General features: G+C 59.9%; 14 protein-coding genes. 7 read left to right on the top strand and 7 right to left on the bottom strand.

Going from position 1 to position 19,892, the window contains the following annotated elements; genetic code table 11:
• The 7 genes from AYR66_RS26015 to AYR66_RS26045 all read left to right on the top strand — a co-directional run.
• On the top strand, window positions 1-2,113 hold a 2,113-nt coding region (locus tag AYR66_RS26015; protein ID WP_088710444.1), incomplete at its 5' end, for a TonB-dependent receptor.
• An 8-nt stretch (window positions 2,114-2,121) separates the two neighbouring features.
• Window positions 2,122-2,304 carry a hypothetical protein gene (locus tag AYR66_RS26020; protein WP_088710445.1) on the top strand — a complete coding sequence of 61 codons (183 nt, stop codon included), beginning with the start codon at window positions 2,122-2,124 and terminating at the stop codon, window positions 2,302-2,304.
• Window positions 2,305-2,367: 63 nt separating this feature from the next.
• Window positions 2,368-3,429 carry a PhnD/SsuA/transferrin family substrate-binding protein gene (locus AYR66_RS26025; protein WP_088710446.1) on the top strand — a complete coding sequence of 354 codons (1,062 nt, stop codon included), beginning with the start codon at window positions 2,368-2,370 and terminating at the stop codon, window positions 3,427-3,429.
• Window positions 3,430-3,442: 13 nt separating this feature from the next.
• Window positions 3,443-4,276: an ABC transporter permease gene (locus AYR66_RS26030; RefSeq protein ID WP_206047341.1), complete on the top strand. Its 834-nt coding sequence runs from the start codon at window positions 3,443-3,445 to the stop codon at window positions 4,274-4,276.
• Window positions 4,277-4,286: 10 nt separating this feature from the next.
• Window positions 4,287-5,054 carry an ABC transporter permease gene (locus AYR66_RS26035; RefSeq protein WP_088710447.1) on the top strand — a complete coding sequence of 256 codons (768 nt, stop codon included), beginning with the start codon at window positions 4,287-4,289 and terminating at the stop codon, window positions 5,052-5,054.
• A 4-nt stretch (window positions 5,055-5,058) separates the two neighbouring features.
• On the top strand, window positions 5,059-6,285 hold the full coding sequence (locus tag AYR66_RS26040; RefSeq protein WP_088710448.1) for an MFS transporter: 1,227 nt from the start codon (window positions 5,059-5,061) through the stop codon (window positions 6,283-6,285).
• Entirely contained in the window at window positions 6,282-7,172 is an 891-nt protein-coding gene (locus AYR66_RS26045; protein ID WP_088710449.1) for an ABC transporter ATP-binding protein, read from the top strand. The genes AYR66_RS26040 and AYR66_RS26045 overlap by 4 nt, the downstream gene beginning before the upstream one ends.
• 42 nt (window positions 7,173-7,214) lie before the next feature.
• Here the strand turns inward: AYR66_RS26045 and AYR66_RS26050 are convergent, their stop codons facing one another.
• The 7 genes from AYR66_RS26050 to AYR66_RS26080 form a co-directional block, all read right to left on the bottom strand.
• Window positions 7,215-9,509: an EAL domain-containing protein gene (locus AYR66_RS26050; protein ID WP_088710450.1), complete on the bottom strand. Its 2,295-nt coding sequence runs from the start codon at window positions 9,507-9,509 to the stop codon at window positions 7,215-7,217.
• A 24-nt stretch (window positions 9,510-9,533) separates the two neighbouring features.
• The gene (locus AYR66_RS26055; RefSeq protein ID WP_088710451.1) at window positions 9,534-10,946 is read right to left on the bottom strand and encodes a cbb3-type cytochrome c oxidase subunit I; all 1,413 of its coding nucleotides are present in this window, start codon (window positions 10,944-10,946) and stop codon (window positions 9,534-9,536) included.
• A gap of 113 nt (window positions 10,947-11,059) precedes the next feature.
• Complete coding sequence (gene ccsA / locus AYR66_RS26060) at window positions 11,060-11,869, bottom strand: cytochrome c biogenesis protein CcsA (protein ID WP_088710452.1); 810 nt, start codon at window positions 11,867-11,869, stop codon at window positions 11,060-11,062.
• A gap of 85 nt (window positions 11,870-11,954) precedes the next feature.
• On the bottom strand, window positions 11,955-12,938 hold the full coding sequence (locus AYR66_RS26065) for a cytochrome c biogenesis ResB family protein (RefSeq protein WP_088710453.1): 984 nt from the start codon (window positions 12,936-12,938) through the stop codon (window positions 11,955-11,957).
• Complete coding sequence (locus tag AYR66_RS26070; protein WP_234815095.1) at window positions 12,920-15,478, bottom strand: cytochrome c3 family protein; 2,559 nt, start codon at window positions 15,476-15,478, stop codon at window positions 12,920-12,922. The genes AYR66_RS26065 and AYR66_RS26070 overlap by 19 nt, the downstream gene beginning before the upstream one ends.
• Window positions 15,479-15,573: 95 nt before the next feature.
• Window positions 15,574-16,647 (bottom strand): 6-bladed beta-propeller, encoded by a 1,074-nt coding sequence (locus AYR66_RS26075; RefSeq protein ID WP_088710455.1) that lies wholly within the window; start codon window positions 16,645-16,647, stop codon window positions 15,574-15,576.
• Between the two features lie 994 nt (window positions 16,648-17,641).
• Window positions 17,642-19,888 carry a tetratricopeptide repeat protein gene (locus AYR66_RS26080; RefSeq protein WP_170942372.1) on the bottom strand — a complete coding sequence of 749 codons (2,247 nt, stop codon included), beginning with the start codon at window positions 19,886-19,888 and terminating at the stop codon, window positions 17,642-17,644.
• Window positions 19,889-19,892: the final 4 nt, after the last annotated feature.

Raw genomic sequence — 19,892 nt, forward strand, 5'->3', positions numbered from 1 at the left:
GGCTGCCGCCCGCGGCAGCGTCGTCGTCACCGCGCAGAAGCGCGCGGAGAGCGTGCAGGAAGTCCCTGCCTCTATCACCGCCATCGGCGGTGAAGAATTGCGGCGCGACGAACTGCGCACCGCCAACGATGCGATTCGCTATGTGCCGAACGCGCAGGCATCGATCACCGAGGGCCGTGCGCGCCCGCGCTGGTTCATCCGCGGCGTCGGCATCAACGACCCGGCCACCAACGTGGTCAGCCCGATCGGGGTGTATGCCGACGAGGTGTACCAGGGCAATTCCCTGCTGCAGGCTTTCCCGCTGTTCGACCTGGAGCGCGTGGAAGTGCTGCGCGGACCGCAAGGCACGCTGTGGGGCAAGAACACCACCGGCGGCGCGCTCAGCTTCGTGTCGAAGAAGCCGGCCTTCACCGCCGACGGCTATGTGAAGGCAAGCATCGGCAGCCACCAGGAACGCCTGCTGGAGGGCGCCTACGGCGGACCGGTGAGCGACACTACGGCGGTGCGCTTCGCTGCCCTCAACTATGACCGCGACGGCATCGCCACCGCGCCGGACGGCAGCAAGCTCGGCAAGCAGGCGGACAATGCCGCGCGCTTCCAGGTGCTGACCCTGCTCAATGAAAACCTCGACCTGCTGCTCAACGTCCACGGCCGCAACAACCATGGCCAGCGTTCGCCTTGGTACCTCGACTACGCTGGCACGACACCCACCGGGCCCCTGCAATGGGCCGGCAACAACACGCGCGGCAATGTCGGCTACAACTACGACCAGGACGATGTGAAGTCGGACGGCGTATCAGCCACGCTGAACTGGAATTCCGGCGGCTACACCCTGACCTCGATCACCGCGGTCGAAACCGGCGAGCGTGAAACAGCGGGTGATGGCGATTACACGCCGATCAATATTTCCCTGACCCATGCGCGCGTGAAGACGCGCCAGATTTCGCAGGAGCTTCGCCTCGCCTCACCAAAGCAGGACCGCTGGAACTGGATTGCCGGCGTCTACTTCTTCAAGGAGAACCTTGGCTCGGACAGCTCGAATGCCCAGCTTGCCGCCGCCAGCATCTCCGCCGCCAACCCTGGCTTCTACAACACGCACTTCGACCAGGAAACCCGCAGCGTCGCGACTTTCTTTAACACCTCCTACGCGATCAATGAGCGCTGGAACGCCGGCGGCGGCCTGCGCTGGACGCAGGAGCGCAAGGAGATTGACCTGACCGGCGTGCGCTCCACCTCGGGCGTGGCCAGCTTCCTGACGCCGGCCAACTGGTGGAGCACGGCATCGGTCGCCAACCCGCTGTCGCAGTTCGCGCGCCAGCAGGATACGCGCAAGTGGAACGACCTGAGCTATGACCTGGTCACCGATTACGACATCGGCGGCAACCAGCGCGTGTATGCGCGCCACTCGAAGGGCTTCCGCTCGGGCAATTTCCAGGGCAGCGTCTCGCCGACGCTGGCGCCGAACTCGGTCAACCCGGAAACGCTGAAGGCCTATGAAGCCGGCTACAAGAGCGAGCTGCTCGACAAGCGCGTCACCTTCAACGTCGCCGCGTTCTACTACGACTACGAAAATCCGCAGGTGCTGATCAACCAGGCCAACCCGCTGCCGACCATCCTGACCAACGCCCGCAGCGGCACGGTCAAGGGTGTGGAAGTGGAACTGCGTGCCGCGGTGACTCGCCAGCTCACGCTGCAGGGCGCGCTGGGCCTGCTGCGCACCGAGTACCAGGGCCTGGTGCAGAACGGCATCGACCGCAGCGGCAACGAGTTCACCCGCTCACCGCACGTGTCCTTCGATATCGGCGCCGAGTACCGCATCCCGCTCGCCAATGGCGCCGCCGTCAAGCTGGGCACCGACTGGCACTACAAGGGCGAATTCTTCTTCAATGCGCTGAACCAGACCACACCGGCGCTGCAGCAAAAGGCGTACTGGCTCGGCAATGCGCGCATCGCGTATGCGTTGGCGGACAAGAAGACCGAGTTCTTCATCGCCGCCCGCAATATCACCGACCGTGGCTACAAGACGGTGGAAATCGCGCCGTCGAACGGCTCGTACAAGTACACGCTGGGCGAGCCGCGCATCGTCACGGTTGGCGTGTCGACCAAGTTCTGAGGACTGCCATGACAAAACCCGCCCATCCCCTGCGTAGTGCCGGAATCGCGCTGTTTGAAGCATTGGCATCCGGCTGGCCCTGCATCTGGATGGGCGCGGTTCCGTGGCTGACCATTGAACTGCTGGAAAGCGAACGCGAATCCGTAAGGTGCGTAGAGCGCAGCGAAACCCACCAGGACGACGTCTCTTGAGCGCGTGGTGGGTTTCGCTGCGCTCTACCCACCCTACAGAAAATGAAAACTTTAAACGTAACTATGGCGAAGATTCTCCTTCAACGACGACAACTGCTGCGCCTGCTCGCGGCCCTGCCCCTGGCACCCGGTGCACTGTCCGCGCCCGCCCTGCCGTCCGTCGTGCGCATCGCCGCCGTCGCGCGCAATGCCGCTTCCGGCAATACCCACTTCTCCGGCTCTTCCTCCATGGTAGTGGAAGACCGCTGGCTGGAAACCGAACTCGGCAAGCTCGGCGTGAAGCTGGAATGGCTGCCTGTGACCACCAATTCCGTGGCCGCGCAGGTCAATGAAGCCTTCGCCAAGAAGGCGATCGACTTCGCCGCCTACGGCGACCTGCCGTCCATCATCGCCAACGCTTCCGGCCTGCAGACCTCGCTGGTGGTGCCGGGCGGCAGCCTGAGCAATACCTACCTGGTGGTGCCGTCCGACTCCCCGGCGCGCTCGATCCGCGACCTCAAGGGCAAGCGCATCGCGCTGCATCGCGGCCGTCCGTGGGAGTATCCGTTCGCCCGCCTGCTCGAAGCCAACGGCATGGCGCTGTCCGACGTGAAGATCCTCAACCTGAATCCGCAGGCCGGCGCGGCAGCGGTGTCCACCGGCAGCGCCGATGCCTTCTTCACGCTGTCGGATGCCTTCCTGCTGGAAGACAAGAAGACCGCGAAGATCATCTGGTCGAGCAAGAAGCCGCCGCATGACTGGAAGATGCGCGCCGAACTGTGGGGAGCCCGGCAGTTCCTGCGCGATTACCCGCAACTCGCGCAACTGGTTGCCACCGCTTATGTGCGCGTGCACCACCGCGCCGCCGGCGAATCCGGCAGGGAAGAATACATCCGCGTCGAGGCGCAGGGCGGACAGAACGAAAGCGTGCTGCGCCGCGAACTGGCAGAGGACAACACGCCGTGGAAGGAGCGCTGGTCGCCGCTGTTCACGCCGCCGCTGCGTGCCCACTATGCGTCGGAAATCGACTACGCGCGCCGCGCGGGCCTGATCAACAAGCCGGTCGAACTGGATGCATTGTTCGCGCCGCAGTTCGTCACGCAGGCGCTGGCGCAGCTGAAGCTGCAACAGTACTGGACCACCTGACCGCGAGCGCACTGTGTCTGCCCTGTCTTCTTCCTACACCGAAACCGTGGCGCCGGCTTCGCCGCGTCCGGCGCGATCCGCCTCCCTCGTGCAGCGCTGGCTGGACGCCGGCTGGTCCGCATGGACATCGCCCGTCCTGCTGCTCGCCATCTGGTCGCTGGCCACCCTGCTCGAATGGGTGCCGGCCCAAATCCTCATCCCGCCTTGGGAAGTCGCGCGCACCGCGGTGGAACTGGCGGAAAGCGGCGAGCTCACCGACCACCTCGGCGCCAGCCTTTACCGGCTGTTCGCCGGCTTCGGCCTGGGCAGCGCGGGCGGCATCGCCTTCGGCATCCTGCTCGGCCTGTCGCCCGGGTTGCGCAGCTATGTCGATCCGCTGTTCAACGTACTGCGGCAGTTGCCGACGGTGGCGCTGATCCCGTTGTTCATCCTGATCTTCGGTATCGGCGAAACCTTCAAGGTCTTTATCGTGATCAAGGCGACCTTCTTCATCGTCGCGCTGGCCGCGCATGACGCCATCCGCAGCCTGTCCGCGCGCTTCTTCGAGGTGGCGGCCATCTACCGCCTGACACGCTGGCAGACAGTGCGCCGCATCGTGCTGCCGGCCATCATCCCTGCCACGCTGACCGGCGTGCGCATCGCGCTTGGCCGCTCGTGGATGGTGCTGGTTGGCGCCGAACTGCTGGCCGCCGACAGCGGCCTGGGGCAGATGATGGAGATGGGACGGCAAATGTTCCGCATGGACATCGTGATGGTCGGCGTAGTGCTGACCGGCGTCATCGGCTTCACCCTCGACCGCGGATTCCGCTGGCTGGAAATCTACCTGATGCGCTGGAAACAACGCTGAGCCACCGACCATGAACAAGACCACCATCGTCAATTTCGCCAAGGGCCTGCTGCTGCCCGCCTTGCTGCTCGCCGCGTGGGAATGGGCATCGCGCCAGAGCGCGGTCGCCGCCTATGTATTCGTGTCGCTGTCGGACCTCTGGGGCAGCCTGCAGGGCATGGTCGCATCCGGCGAACTCTGGCTGCACCTGCGCGCCAGCCTCACGCGTACCCTCACCGGACTCGGCATCGGCGCCACGCTTGGCATCCTGACGGGCACGCTGATGGCGCAGTCGCGCATCGTCGACCGCCTGGTCGGCCCGCTGTACCATGCGATCCGGCAGGTCCCGCTGCTGGGCCTGATCCCGCTGCTCGGCCTGTGGGTCGGCAACGGCGACCCGGCCAAGCTGCTGGTGATCGTCATCGCATCCTTCTATCCGACCGTGCTCAACACCAGCGAAGGCATCCGCCACGTCGAGACGCGCTACCGCGAGGTCGGGCAAATCCTCACGCTGTCGCGCCTGCAGACCTTCCGCCGCGTGCTGTTCCCTGCCGCGCTGCCTTCAATCGTCACCGGCCTGTCGCATGCGCTCGCCTTTGCGTGGCTGTCCTGCATGGGCGGCGAACTGCTGTTTTCCGCCGGCCCCGGCATCGGTTCGCTGCTGCTCAATGGCGAAACCGCCGGCCGCATGGACGTGGTGCTGCTGTGCGTGGTCGTGATCGCGCTGCTGGCGCAGTCGATGAATATCCTGTTCAACCGCCTTGCGCGCCTGCTGGTGCGCGGCCAATCCAGCCACTGACCCGATGACGCTGTTACGCTCCCCCGCGGAAGTCCGCAACTTCCTGGTCGGCTTCGTCGGCCTCACGCTGCTGTCCGGACTGACCATCGGCATGAACAAGGTGCTGGGCACCCTGCTTGGTGTCCATCTCGACGTCAGCAACCTGCAACTGGCAATGATCAGCAGCGCCGAAACCTTCGCAATGGCGCTGGGCACCCTGCCCGCCGGCCATCTGCTCAGCCGTGGCAATCCGAAATATTTGTATGCCGGCGTCAGCCTGACGCTGGCCGGCATCTTCTGCATCCTGCCCTGGCTGCCGGGATGGCAGTGGGTGGCGGCGACGATGTTCCTGGTCGGGCTGTGCATTTCGCTGCGCATCGTGGCGATGAGCACCATCTTCCTCGTACGCCTGCCGGAGATCGGCCAGGGCAAGGCCGGCTGGTACAAGGGCACGCTGACGCTCGGCATCCAGTTCCTCGGGCCGGTCACCGGCAATTACCTGATCGCGCATCTCGGGCTGCAAGCAGGATTCATCGTCTCCGCCGGATTGTTCGCGGCGCTCGCCATCCTCGGCTGGCAAGTGCTGCCCACGCATACCGGCAACAAGAAGGCCGGCGAGTCGGAAGGCGGCGCCGCGACCTGGCGCGCGCTGTTGCGCCTGCCGGCGGTGCGCACCACCTACCTGTTCGAGATCCTCGCCAGCTTCACCGCCTCCAGCGTCGGCGTGTTTTCCATCCTGCTGGCGCTGCGCGTTTTGCACTGGCCGCAGCAGCATGCGGTGTGGCTGATGGCGGTACAGGGGCTGAGCTTCGTCGTCGTGCTGCTCGGGCTGGGCAACATCGTCCTGAAGAGCCCGCATCGCGACCGGATCTATGCCGGCGCACACGGCGCCATCATGGCCGCCCTGCTGCTGCTCGGCCTCTATCCGTCCAGCCTCACCTACATCGCCGCCTCGGTCCTGCTCGGGCTCGGCCTGGGCGTGAACAATCTCGTCAATATCGACCGCATCGCGCACGCGCCGGTGGACAAGGCCAAGGTCTCGGCCCACCTGACGCTGTTCGGCATGCTGGGCGGCACTGTCGGCGCGCTTGGCGCTGGCCGCCTCGCCGACGCGATCGGCCTGCAGCACGTTTTCCTTGTCTGGCTGTTCCCCTGGCTCATCGCCTGGCTGGGCATGCACGGACAGCGACTCATCCACCAACACAGACAGCCGGCAGCCGTCGCCGCGCCCCAAGGAGAAGCAGCACCATGAACGCCCCGCTATCCCCCACCCTGCTCAAGGCCGTCACCACCGCGCGCAAGCCGCGCACGGGCGGACTGGTGATCGAACACGTGAGCAAGTCCTTCCAGCTGAAAGGCGAACAGCTGCTGGTGCTGGACGACATCTCGTTCCGCGTCGAACCCGGCGAGTTCGTCGCCATCGTCGGCGCCAGCGGCTGCGGCAAGTCGACCCTGCTGCGCCTGCTGGCCGGCCTCGATACCGGGTATGACGGCCAGTTGCTGCATGACGGCCAGCCGATCAAGGGAACCGACCTGCATCGCGGGCTGGTGTTTCAGGACCACCGGCTGTTCCCGTGGCTGACGGTCGAGCAGAACGTCGGGCTGGCCTTTACCAATACCTCGGTGCCGCAGGACGAACGGCGCGAGCGCATCGCTGCCGAGATTGCGCGCGTCGGGCTGGACGGGTTTGCCGATGCCTATCCGCACCAGCTCTCCGGAGGCATGTCACAGCGCGCCGCAATTGCGCGTGCGCTGGTCGGGCGTCCGGATGTGCTGCTGCTGGATGAACCGCTGGGGGCGCTGGATGCGTTGACGCGACTACGCCTGCAGCAGGAACTGCGGCGCCTGTGGCAGGAGGAAGGAATCACCATGCTGATGGTGACGCATGACATCGAGGAGGCGGTTTATCTCGCTGATCGGATTGTTGTGCTGGATGCGCGACCGGGAAGGATTCGTCGGATTCAGCCGGTGCCGCTGGCGCATCCGCGGCAGCGAGGCGATGCGGGGTTTGTAGCAATCCGGGATGGGTTGCATGCGGATTTTGTGGATGTGGTGGAGGGGAGGGAGCCGGTGGTCGCGGATGCTGTTCCGACCAAGGAATGGGGGAGCGAGGACTGGGCCCGGCGGTTTGCGCTTTGATGAAGAGAACCCTGCCATCGGGACGTCTCCGTTGTATCGGTATTACATGCCGCCCATGTACCGCGCCGTGAGAGGTACCAGCCACTTCCTCCCAACTTTCAATGGTTCAGGAACAATTTTTCCCTCGCGAATCCAGGATCGCAAGGTTTCCATACCAGGTGCTGAGGAACCGTACACGGTCGAAGCCCACTGCTGAACAGGAACACTATCAACCAGATCTCGAGTCGTTTCAATTGCGTCACGTTCGAGCAAGGCCTGGAAGTCTGTACCAGGAAGCGGGCGGTTCACTGCGTTGCCTTGAATTGCGTGGCACCCCTGAATGTCCAAAAAACGTTCCTGATCTGCGGTTTCTACACCGACGGCCACAATCTCGACGCCCAATCCCTGTGCAAGCGCTATCAGCGACTGGATCACCGCATTGCTACGACTACAGATATGAATGTGCTGCGTGAGCGTACGATCAATCTTCACCTTCTTTACCGGCCAGTGACAAAGGCGTGTAAGGAACGCGGACTCCGCGCCAAAGTTGTCGAGTACTAATGTAATCCCCTGATTGGCAAGTGTCACCATCGATGTTTCGATCATTCGGGAATTGAGATTTGCTCCACCGCCTACGAGCTCCAGTTCCAGGAATTCCGGAGCGAGTCGTGTCTCATGCAATACCTCCATCACCGCAGGTGCGAAATCTGCCTGCAGCAATTGATGAAGCGAAACATTCACAGTGGCTCGTAGTTGCGTGTGTCCCATCTCCTGCCACCGACGAATTTGCGCGCATGCCTGTTTCAATACCCACATGCCAATCTCGGTAATGTGCCCTTCTTCCTCAGCGAGCTTGATTACATTCGCTGGAAGGATCTCTCCAAGAGTCGGGTGCTTCCACCTTAACAAGGCCTCGGCGGCAATGATCTTGCGGCTGCCGAGCTGCCTTTGGGCCTCATAAACAAGCCGGAACTCACTGCGCTTGCAAGCGACTGCAATTTGCGTTCTGAGCTGTTGAGTCCGTGAGTGAACCACTACGCTTTCGTCCCTGAAATCCTGAATCTCCCGCCCCTCATTTTTAGCCTTCTGCAGAGCAGTGTGGGCATGGGAAATAAGGAGCTCCGCAGTTGTACCATGCGCCGGGGAAATCGCGATACCTAGCTGAGGTTTCGCATTGACTTCATGCTGTCCAAGCGAAAACGGAAGCGACAATTCGTGCACCAGGGTTTTGGCAAAGGCGAAAAAATCGCTGCCGTCCCTATGCTGAACGATCATGACAAAAGTATCGCCGGCGTCCCTCCCGACACAAGCGATATCGCTGGCAAGCATAGACATGCGGTGAGCGACTGCAGTGAGAAACCGATCACCTGCACCATGACCAAAAGCCCGCAGCAAATAATCGAGCTGGTTTAGCTCGATCGCCATGACGGCCAATTGGGATTCTGTACCAACATCACTGACCAACAGATCGCGCAACCTGTCTTTCAAGCCTGCGGGTGTAAGCAATCCGGTCAACGGATCGTAGCAAGGCGCTTTCTTTTGTCGTGCCAGTAATGATTTTTCGTGTGACAAATCACGAAAGACGCCAATATAGCCACTGATTTCTCCCACGTCCTTCTTGACCGCAATCACGGTTGCTTGCTGAAGATAGCTGTGGCCTGAGGGACGGCGGCACCACCATTCTCCACTCCAAAAATCGCGGGTTTGTGCAACCGTCGTGACCGACTCAATATCATCACGACTGCCGAGCAATGCATCGAGTGACTCCTTTCCCTCGACCTCATGCGCTGCGCGTCCTGTCAATGCGGAAAAGGCGAGGTTTGCGTGAAGAACGAGACCACTTTTGTCAGTGACGACCATTCCGTCCACATTGTGCGTAAATGCACTGTCGCTTTTCTCCCATGCCAATTCGGCGCCATGGCCTCCACCTACGACAAAAAGCATTCCAACGAGACGTGCGTCAGCTCCCGAACCCACTACCCGGGAGGAGTCGCTTACCCAGAGCACTGTGCCGTCTGCGGCAAGCATACGGTTCTCAACAATGTTGTCCACGCCATCGTCTACCTGCGCCGTACGAAATCGTAATAAACGTGCCTGGTCTTCGGGATAAACGTGATCGGACCAGAATCCTTCGGCATGCCACGCTTCGCGTCGGTACCCAAAGATCCGCTCCGCCTGGCTGCTGATGAACGTTACCCTTGTTGTGCGAGGATCGGTCGCCCACACGATTCCTTCGCCTACAGCCATTTTCGATTGCCGGCCGCGAACAAATGACTCAACCGCTTCCTTTATTGTCGAACAAAGAAACAGGTCATGGTTTGTTATCGTCCACTCGCAATTTGTTTTTTTAAAAGACATAGCGACGCCATCTTCAAGTTATTCTTAGCCGCGAACAGGCAAGTTCGCCGGATAAATAGACCTGTCACCAGCAACTTGCACCGTTGGTACCCGCTCCGTACGTAACACACGCACGATATTGAATACAAACAGCGCTGCACCCGACACGGCGAGCAGACCGCCCAAGCCGACCAGCCCCATTGCTGAAAAGTAAGCCAGGGATTGCATGCCTGTTTCGCCATGCAAACTTTTGCGGGGTACGCCGAGCCAGCCCGACCAGGCAAGTGATGCGACTAGAATAATCAATCCGGTGCCATATATAGCTGGCTGCCATCGCTCAAGTCGACCGCGTCCCTGTGCGAAACCGAACGCCGGCAGCAACCGGTATCCGAGCGCCATGTAGGCCAACGTCACAGCACCGACGGTGCCATGGTAATGTGCCGGCACCATGGTCGACTCGCCATGTATCGCTGCACCGCAAAGGCAGCCCATCAGAAATAGAAAAATCGATAGCACTAACGGCAGGTTGTCCAGTGCCATCCGGACGCCACGCCCTGCCCTCACTATTTGCACCAGCAAACAACCGCCTAGCAGTACCGGGGCTGGCCAACTGCCCCAAGCCATCAGCAACGTAAACGCACGGCGGAACTCCGGGCTATCGATCGGATAGGCGATATACACACCTGGCGCCGCGAGCACCGGTAGCGCCGCCAATAGAAGTTGCCCGGCCATGAAGGAGCGAGACGCAACTGTGCGGACCAGCGCTTGCTCACCAAGCACGTTCCATACGCCCATCAGCAGCAATACATGAGCAAACTGCAATATATGGCCTGGCCCCCATGCCCACAATTCAAACTGCATGGCGTGGGTCGGCACGCCCGACTGCGCGACGGGTATTGCCAGCGCCAGCAACGCTATTGCGGTAACACCTATCGAGAGCAATGCAGCCACGCGCCAAGCCGTGATATTTTTCTTCACGTGCGAGAGAACACCGCCAATTGAGGTCGCACCGCACAAGGCGACTCCACCAAGGAACGAGACCAGGCCTAACAGGAAGACTGGACTATCAAGCACCGGAATGTAGTTGGCGAGCACCGGTACCGGCGAGCGCGAGAACAGCGCGCCCAGCATTCCCAGCACGCCTGCATAAGCCAATGCAAGCGCGGCCCAGCGCGTGTGACCCGGAACGCCGCCGGCAGCCATGGACCACAGTGCCGCTGCGCACGACAGGAACCACACCACAACCGCCAAGCCGACATGCAATACCAGGGCGCTACGGAACAAAGAGACCGACGCCACGAAGCCGCCCGATATCGGCGTACGTGACGCTACCAGCAATACAGCAAAGCCCGTTGAAAAGGCGAGCGCCAGCAGCGCCAGTAACAACCATCCTCCAACCAGGCGTCGAGCGCCCGGTTGCGAATGCAATGCTGTTTCAATACCAGTGTAGTGAGTCATTCTTGATGAAACTTATACAGAAGATTGTCCTTCAGCTCACGGGATGATGCGCTTGAAGCGAAGGCTACCCAGGTGCTGTGTTGCGATGAGAAGTTCCAGATCCGACGCTGCTTCTAGACCGCTCCCTGATGCGCGGCGGTCGAAATAAAGGGAACGCCAAAAAAGGTCAGGAATGCCACAACGAATACAGCCAACACCAGTACGGCACCGGCGCGCGCCGAAAGTTTGAGCGTGAAGCGAGCGTGCAGGGAAAAGGCCAACACCAGCCAAGTCAAAAAGGCCCAGGTTTCCAACGGATCCCAGGCCCAGTAGCGGCCCCATGCATCCTGGGCCCAGATGGCGCCTGCGATTAGCATCAGCGATTCGAAAATGAAGCCGATCGCCATGCACCGGAAGGCCAGTTCACTGAGATGGTTATCTGCCGGCAGGCGTTCAAAGCGGCTGCCGGCGAATGCGGTACGACGCATCAGGATCGCGCCGGAAATACCAGTCGCAATCAACACCGCGCCGAAGAATACCTTGCCGAAGCCGATGTGAATATACAGCCAGACGGTGTGATAAGTGGCCGGTAGATGGCCTTCACCAGGATCGGTCATCAGCAGCCACCCCATGACGATAAACAGGATGAGCATGACGACCGCGGCGCTGGGACGAATCGACGGCAGGCGCCAGTAGACGATGGCAAAGGCGACCATCATGCTCCACACATTGCTCGACAGGATTTCGTACAAGGTGATGAAAGGACCGTGACCCACGCATTCCCATCGCAGTGCGATCGACAATGCATGCAATATCAGGCCGAAAACAATCAGTGTTAGTACCGGGCGACCGGGCGGGCGCTTCAGCACGACGGTGATGATGGCAATGCTGCCGGCGATGACGTAGACCAGCAGGGCTCCCCACAGCGCGATCAATTCATTCATATCGCCTCATATCTCATGTTGTTCATGAAAGTTACCTGCTGCTTTTGACGCTGGATTCCGGGCTGTGACTTTCTTGCCCGCCTGGTTAGGCATGCCATGGCTCCGCCGCAAACTTGTTCCAGAAATGCCAGCCGAGGGCGCCGACGATCACTGTACTGACTGCGAGCATCCAATGAATGGTCCAGTCGTAGAACACCGAATACCCCATCCAGCTGCGCAATCCGTCATAAATCAGGCGCCCTTGTGGCAAGTCAATCGCTTGTCCAGGTTGTAATGTGTGCCGCTGCTCGCCTATGCGCACGATGACTCTGTGCACTCTCGGCAAGCGGAATTCAGACGGCGCTGCGGGGTCGAGAATGACCTCATCGAATTGCAGCATCGTCCACACCTGAACGCCCGTTCCCGGTAGTTTCCATTCACGCGCCTGTTCATACTCGTGGATCGGATAGGACGGCAGGTGTACGGTACCAAAGGCTGGTTCGCCGCCGGTCGGATGCCACATGAATGTTGGGGCAAAGCCCTTGTTCGGACTGGTGTAAAAGCGGTATCCCTGCACTACCAAGGGGGTCTGGTCGCCAATCACCTCGCTGCGCTCCTTGCCGTCAGCGTCGAGATACCGCACCGTATTGCGCGTCTTGTCGCGCCTGACGTCCGGCGCATAGTTGATGCTGAAGCCGTCGTTGACGAAACGGATTTTTTTCAGGCCCTGCCAATCGTGCAAGGGCCCGGCGTCGGATTCAATCAAGCGTCCGGCAAACTCTTCACCGGTGGACAATTCCACCGTTCCGGTAAGGTAGGTGAGGCGCCCTAGCGCAGCCAACAACACCAGCGCAATCAGTGCCAGGTGAAACACCAACAGGGCGCTCCAGCGGTGAAACACCTTGTGCGTGGCCACTGCCGCGATCAGGTTCACTGATAACAACGCCAATGGCAGTACCAGCGCCACACTGATTCGTTCGTCGCCTGCATAGGCATAGACGATTCCAAGGCCAAGCAACAGCAGCGCCACCAGTGTCAGCTTAAGGGACGCCAATGGGCCGCAGGCACGCGTCAGGGCGGATTGTCGCATGTGCTTCTCATCCAGCTTCTGCCGGTGCCGCTGGCGTTGCTCGTCTGGCCGTTAGTGCTGTTAATGCGCCCTGTGGTCAGCCCGGTGCCACTCTTGTTTTTCGAGCCGCAGTTGCTGGCTGACCAATTGCCGCTGGCGGCAAAGCTTGCAATTTTATTCCTCGCCTTGTAGTAATAAGGTTCCTGCGAGTAGTAATCGTTACTCCCGGCTATTGATACCTCCTTGCTGCTTCCCACTCCTTGCCCGGCCTCCTCCCCGACGTCATTCAGATTGACCAGCAGGGCTTTGTTTCGCCAACCGTGCGGGACGGCGACGTGGCACCAGGTGCATCGCAAGTCGCCGACTTTGTTCGCATGGTAGTTGTGCAGGTTGCCGCTCCAGCTACCGGAAAAACCTGTCGTATTGCCACTGCCGCCGCCCCAACCGCCGCCGGACGAATAGTTCGCCTTGGCATGGCATTTGAAGCACAATATGTTCGCGGTGGACGCCTTGACGTCGGTCCATGTCCCCTTGAGCAAGAAGTCATTATTTGAACCGTGCGGTCCCCAGACATTGCCGTTGTCACCATTGTTTGGAATGACCGACGTGGCAGACGTCGTGCCCGAACCGTGGCAATCGCTGCAGTACATGGTGCTCTCGCCCACCTGGGTATTCCATGGAGGCAGCCACGGCGCGCCGCCAGTCATGTTGCGTTTTTCCGGAGTGCGGCCGGTACCGGCCATGACCGGATGCCAGGAGCGATGGTTGTTGTTATTGAAGTTGGCATCCGCTGTCCCGGCCGCTGTACCAAGATTCAATGGCTCATTCTGATGCGCGACCGGTGCCTGAAATTCCTTGGCCTGATTGGTATAGATTGTCAAACCATTCGTACCAGCGGGCGTTCCTGATGCGCCCAACTTCGGCCGGCTGCCGTTCGGATAAAGATTGTTATCGGTATAACCGTAATCCGAATGACATTTCAGGCAAATCTGGTATTCGCGCGTGACATAGCTGGCGGTAACGAGCGAACTGGAATTGGTTCCCGGATCACCCCGTTTCACCGTATAACCAGACGGTAATACATGAAACGATGCCGAGACATATTCCGGTTCCACACCCCAACTGCCACGTAACACGCCCGAAGCAATATTGCTGTGAAGCGTAGTACCGTCTTCGGTGTGTTTGTGCGTGCCCGCCGCATCCGGCGTACCAGTAATTGAGCCGGCAGGATTGCCGCGGAAATCGCGGAATTTCACAACACGATGCGGATTATGGCAGTCGGTGCATTCGGCATGTCGGTTGTTGAGATTGTCGAGCCCCAGTTTGGCACGCGACTCCAGGAAATCCTTGCCGCACTTGCCGGTGGTCTTGCTGCAATCCGCATTCGTAGCGTCGTTAAAGATACCGGCAATGTCATGCACTTCCACACCTGCCGCCTGTTCGGAACTCTTGATCGGCATGTGACGTGCCGACGTAGTGAAATCGGTCTTGATATCAGGAATGGCACTGCTGGTCAGCGCGGTGTAACTTACCACCGACCCCGCACTGTTCGTGTGGCACTGGTAGCAGGTTTCTTCCAGGGATGCATTGCCGCCCGTCTTGGGCGATGTCGTACTGTCAGTAGCTTCCCGCAACAGGCGGCGTGCGCCCTGGACGGTATGGGAGTCATGGCAGTTCAGGCAGGAGATCTGCCATACCGGCGGTTCGGTGTTCGCAGGCGAATCGAGCGATGAGGGGAATTCGCGCTGCTTCGCCGCTGCTGGCTTATAGATCTGGGTCGCGACCTGGCTATTGGCATGTGCAGAAAACGCATATGAGACGCCGCCCTTGTCATGGCAGGCCAGGCAGATAATGTCGTTGGTGGTACTGAAGTTGCCGCCAGTCGGCGGGGCGACCTGGAAGCGATTCACTCGCAGGAATTTGGCATTGCCATTGCTGGTCGTCTTGTCGCGGAGGTGCGGGTCGTGGCAGGTGGAACATTCCATCTTGCCTTTTTCCAGCGGCATTTTCGGCGGCACCGCTCCAGCTGTGCGGTTGCCCACAGCTATGCCATCCGGCGCACGCAGCTCGCCATCGGCAGTGGCCAGCGCGGCATCATAGGTAAACGAAATCGGATGATCCGATTTCAGATCCGTGCCCAGATTACGTGTGAAGCCGGTGGTGGCGGCATCCGAGGATATTTTGGTGCCGGAAGCCATTGCAATCGTCGCGTTCTTGACGCCGTTCAAGACATTGACTTTGTCCACCCCCATCGTGCCGTCATGGCATGACAGGCACAGCTTGGAACTGCCGCCCGGTGCAGCGGCCATCTCGGCATCGCTTGCTTCCATCGAGCTCGATGTGTAGGTTGCATAGGTCTGACCGGACAGCTTGCGGTTCCACAATGGCGTGACGACGGCTTCGGCCGCATGCGGCGTATGACAAAACACGCAAACCTGGGTCTCGGAGCTGGCCTTTATCGTGCGCTCAGGGACTGTTCCCCCTGAGGGCGTGGCACTGCCATCGGATGCGGCAGAAAAATTATGCTTGGTACCGCGCACATCGGCAATTTTATTGGTCACGCTAATCGCCCCTTGTACCTGAGCGGTCAGGGCCAATAGCACAGGGATAATCAAGGCCAATATAAGACGAGAGAGTGTCATGTACCGGGATATCATCATGCTCCCTCTATGAGCTGGAATATGACGACGCGCCCGTTGAACATGTCGGCAACATAAATTCGTCCTTGCCGGTCACACCAGACGCCCGACGGCAAATAAAACTCGCCAATCTCCTTGCCGGTCCCGCCGATGGGCATCAGAAAGTTTCCACGGCCGTCAAACACGAGCAGGCTATCGTTAAAAGACTCTACGACGTAAATTTTGCCGCTCGGATCAACCGTAACGCCTTTTGGCCGTGACAAATTGCCGATGTAGCGGCCGCGGCGACCTACGCTGCTGATCGTTTTGCCTTTCACGTCGAAAATCTGCACGCGTGCATTCATGCCATCTGACACGTACAAATTTCCGTTGGCGAAGGCGAGGTGCGTGGGAAAATTCAAGGAACCTTCCTCCTCGCCTTGCTGGCCGAACGTACTGATCAGGCGACCTTCGTCGTCGAAAACCTTGATGTTATGTGCATGGGTGTCGGCCACATAAATGCGTCCGTGCTGCGCATCACGCACCAGCCCGGTCGGCCGCATAAGGACATCCTTGCCAAAACTGCCCAGCGGTTTTCCCTCACGGTCGAGGAGGAACACTCGCCCAAGCTCTGCATCAGCCACCAGGATCTGACCCGCCGCCCCCTCTGCAATGCCAATAGGCGTGACGAAGCTGGAGTTCTCCTGAGCCTGCGTCCAGACGTCCAGTTTGCCTGCGGTTTTGTCGAAGACATATATCGCGTGACTAGCGACGTCTGTCACAAAGATGCGCCCTTCTGTGTCCACCATCCCGCTCTGTGGGCGCTTGAGCACTGTTTTATCTTCCGTTGAACCGAAAAGCCCGACCACCCAATGCAGCAGCGTGATTGCCATGTTTCGCGTATCGCCATCTTCCGGAACGAAGTTCTGTTCGCCCATTAACTGGCCAACATAACGAAAACGTGGAATCTCGGGAGGCGATGGCCATACCAATGGAGAACTATCTCCTCGCGGCTCCGGGTCGAGCCGCATCACATGCTTGGTTTCAGCACAACCGGACAGCAGCAGCGCCACGGCCAAGAGTGCCAGCGTCAAATTGCGCAGTCTATTCATCCTTGTCGCTCCGAGGACGCAAAGCAGGACGAACTGAGTGCGTAGACTGAGGCACGCTGCAATACAACGCACACATTGCTTATTTCAAGCTCGTTGATGATCATGATTTGCCAGCGGCTTTAGCCGGCAAATTCTTGCTCCTGGAGTGGCAACGACGGCAATCCGATACCGGGAAGGCGACCTTGCCGCGACATGCATCACATGCCTCGCCAAGCAAGACCATCCTGAGCATCTGCGTGCATTTCATTAGCCTTGTCATCACTTCCCTTCCTTGCCTCTCGAAGGCGAAAAACAAACTCAAGAAAAGAATTAAAGTTGTCAGGACGCGCCGAGTTTCAAAGTCCTGGCAAAGACTGCCTGCGTTGCGGTCGAACGTGTGACATGGGATGTCAATGCAGCGTGAAATTCCGGTTACCAAATTAGCGTCCGCTGCCATGCAGGTTTACAGCGTCATAGAGATTGTGTTTCGTTACCGCAATTTCCTAAATTGACTAACTGCACGTCGCAGTCCACGACCTGCCATATGACAAGTACGCACCGCTCTCCATGTTGACTGCAGGTTACTTTCCGCCTGCCAATCGGTAGCGAAAAACATGCCACTCACTTAATTGATGCAAGTTATGGTTTTCGTAATGTCAACTTCACGCCAAGCTACTTGGGTCCCCACTATCGGGAAACCTTCTTGAATGTGGGACCCATCCGACCTTATCTATTGTTGCCTGAATGCAGCAGGTTGAAAGGGTGCGCCGCACAGTAGGAGATCGCTTTGAAGAGAGCGGGGTATCAGTTGGATGGAGCAAGCAGGATGTGTGCAGCTGAGGCACATGCTGCAAGCCACGGTGCTGTGCGTACTTGGTAAGCGGCGTCGCCCATGCAAGGTTTTGCTAGAGGGAAATTGTGCTCTTTCAAGCTCGCTGTCCCTTTGCCCGCGAAAGACCGGTTGCCCACACCAGCGCGAATTTCATTACGAATTCCGATTGAACATGAAACCGCTTCAACGCCCCGGCCGCGTGCCCTGCCGCTTGGCTGTTGCACGCGCGAGATTGACGCGCGCCTCTTCAAATGCAGGTCGAGCAGCTAAGGCTTGCTGGAAATGTTCGATCGCCGCATCGAGCTGTCCGCTACGCGCAAAAATCTCGCCGAGGTTATTGTGCGCTTCGGCGAAGCGCGGTTCGCGTCGCAGCGCTTCGCGATACTCCTCGATCGCCCTTTCGATCTGCCCCACTTGTTCGAGCGCGATTCCCAGGCCCAGACGCGCGTCGGCAAAGTCCGGCTGAAGCGCAATCGCCCTGCGCATATGGTCCACTGACTCGGCAGGCCTGCCTATGCTTGCTAGCGCCACCCCGAGATTGAAGTGCGCCTCCTGCCGGTCCGGGTAGTGCTGGAGCAGCGCCTGGTACTCGCGGATGGCATCGTTGAAGCGTTGCTGCCTCATGTGTACATTGGCGAGCTCGCCGCGTGCTTGCAGCGACTGCGGATCAAGTCGCAACACCTCGGTCAATTCGCGCTCTGCCTCGTCAAGCCGCTCCAGCTGCGTGAGCAACAAGGCGTGCTGCGTACGGGTATTCGTGTCCTCCGGCTTTGCGGCGACGGCTTGGGCGTAGGCACGCAATGCGTCGTCCATCCGTCCAAGCCGCTGATACAGGCGAGCGACATCGGAATGGGCATCGATGCGCTTGAAATAGGCAATCGACTCATCCAGCTTTCCTCGCCGCTCGGATGACATTGCCAGCAGGAGCAGGGTATCCTTGTGCTCGGTTCCATACATGTCGAGTGCACGCAGCAACAGCGCGTGCGCCTCGTCCAGTTTTCCGGCCCAACCGAACAAGCGTCCGAGGTGTTGTATTGCATCTGCATGGTCGGTGTTGTTCAGCCGTCCCAACACCGTTTGCGTTACTTGCGACTGTGCTTCCTGCGTCCAGCTCGACGCATCGCGCAGCAATCCGCCGCGCCGCAACTCGTCAAGCAACGCCAAGGCCAGCAACCGGTTCCCTTCGATGGTTGGGTGGACATGGTCGAGAAACATTTCATTGCCGGGAATGCGGTGGCCGGCCAGGTGCCGGGTCTGGTCTTCCATGATGCGCATCGCATCCACCAGCGGGATGTCTTGCGCTGCGCTTAGCGAACGCACTGCGGCCTGCATCGGAGACAGGATGCGCAACGGACATACATCCTCGTCGATCGCGCGCTGGAATGCTTGCTTCGCCTGATCGTATTTACCCATTCCGAGCAAGACCTGGCCGAGCATGAAATGGGTTTCCGCATAACGCGCATCAATTGCCAGCGCTGCTTGCAGCGCCTCTGCCGCCGGCTCCTGCGCGCCCGCCCGCAACGCGTCCCTTGCGCGGGAATCGAACGCACTCCAGTCCGCCAGCTCGCGCGGCGTCAGGTCCGAACGGTGTTCACTCTTGAAAGGCGACACATCCTTCATGTTGACTGGCGGCACTACCATGACGACACGGGCTCCGGCCGCCCTGCCGATCGCCGCCATGCGCGCCAGGTTGAATTCGTAGTGGCGCATGATCTGCACTGCCTGCCCGTCGTCGCGCCGATAGTCCTGGGGGCCGACAGTATGGCCGAGGCGCTCGTTGACTTCGGCATCCAATGTGTAGCGCTGTGACACCGGCACGATGCCGCTGGAGCGGACCGCGCGCTCCATGGCGCTATAGATGCGCGTACGCGTGATGTGCGCTGCCACTTCGCGCACTGGCGCGGGCAGTTCACGCACGGCGCCATAACTGCGCTCTTCGAGAAATTCGTTCTGGCCCGACAGAATCAGGAAGACGTCTGGTTCGTAACCCGATAGCTCTTCCATCAGGGCCGTCACACGGTAGCTTGCATAGCTGATGCCGCCGGCATTGATCAATTCCCAGCGGCGTGATGGATCCGCGACCGGCAGCATTTCACGAAGCCAGCCGCAAAAAGAGGTGGAGTCCCGATACGGATTGCCATAGGTGGTTGACCCTCCCATGCAAAAGATGCGGACCGTATTCGGCGCCTTTGTCTTCGGGAAGCTCTGGCGATTGAACAGGCCGATCTTGTTCGTTGCTGTCTCCATCATGACCGTTCCGTCCGCTTGCTTCCTTTCGACAAACAGGGGACGGGTCGCGGCAAAGCCCACAAATGGATCTTCTAGCGCGGCCCTGGGAACGACGCCTGCCAGCGATAGCACGCCTTCGGTCAAGACCAGCGCGGCGGCGGCCAGCAAAAGTCCGAACAGTACCTTCTTCCAGACTGGCAAGTCC

Source organism: Noviherbaspirillum denitrificans (assembly GCF_002211445.1).
GTDB lineage: Bacteria > Pseudomonadota > Gammaproteobacteria > Burkholderiales > Burkholderiaceae_D > Noviherbaspirillum > Noviherbaspirillum denitrificans.

Excerpts from the sequence above, each read along its gene's own strand:
- AYR66_RS26035 (WP_088710447.1), top strand. The coding sequence starts at position 4,287 with ATGAACAAGACCACCATCGTCAATTTCGCCAAGGGCCTGCTGCTGCCC.
- AYR66_RS26050 (WP_088710450.1), bottom strand. The coding sequence starts at position 9,509 with ATGTCTTTTAAAAAAACAAATTGCGAGTGGACGATAACAAACCATGAC.
- AYR66_RS26040 (WP_088710448.1), top strand. The coding sequence starts at position 5,059 with ATGACGCTGTTACGCTCCCCCGCGGAAGTCCGCAACTTCCTGGTCGGC.
- AYR66_RS26065 (WP_088710453.1), bottom strand. The coding sequence starts at position 12,938 with ATGCGACAATCCGCCCTGACGCGTGCCTGCGGCCCATTGGCGTCCCTT.
- AYR66_RS26025 (WP_088710446.1), top strand. The coding sequence starts at position 2,368 with ATGGCGAAGATTCTCCTTCAACGACGACAACTGCTGCGCCTGCTCGCG.
- AYR66_RS26055 (WP_088710451.1), bottom strand. The coding sequence starts at position 10,946 with ATGACTCACTACACTGGTATTGAAACAGCATTGCATTCGCAACCGGGC.
- AYR66_RS26045 (WP_088710449.1), top strand. The coding sequence starts at position 6,282 with ATGAACGCCCCGCTATCCCCCACCCTGCTCAAGGCCGTCACCACCGCG.
- AYR66_RS26075 (WP_088710455.1), bottom strand. The coding sequence starts at position 16,647 with ATGAATAGACTGCGCAATTTGACGCTGGCACTCTTGGCCGTGGCGCTG.
- AYR66_RS26020 (WP_088710445.1), top strand. The coding sequence starts at position 2,122 with ATGACAAAACCCGCCCATCCCCTGCGTAGTGCCGGAATCGCGCTGTTT.
- ccsA (WP_088710452.1), bottom strand. The coding sequence starts at position 11,869 with ATGAATGAATTGATCGCGCTGTGGGGAGCCCTGCTGGTCTACGTCATC.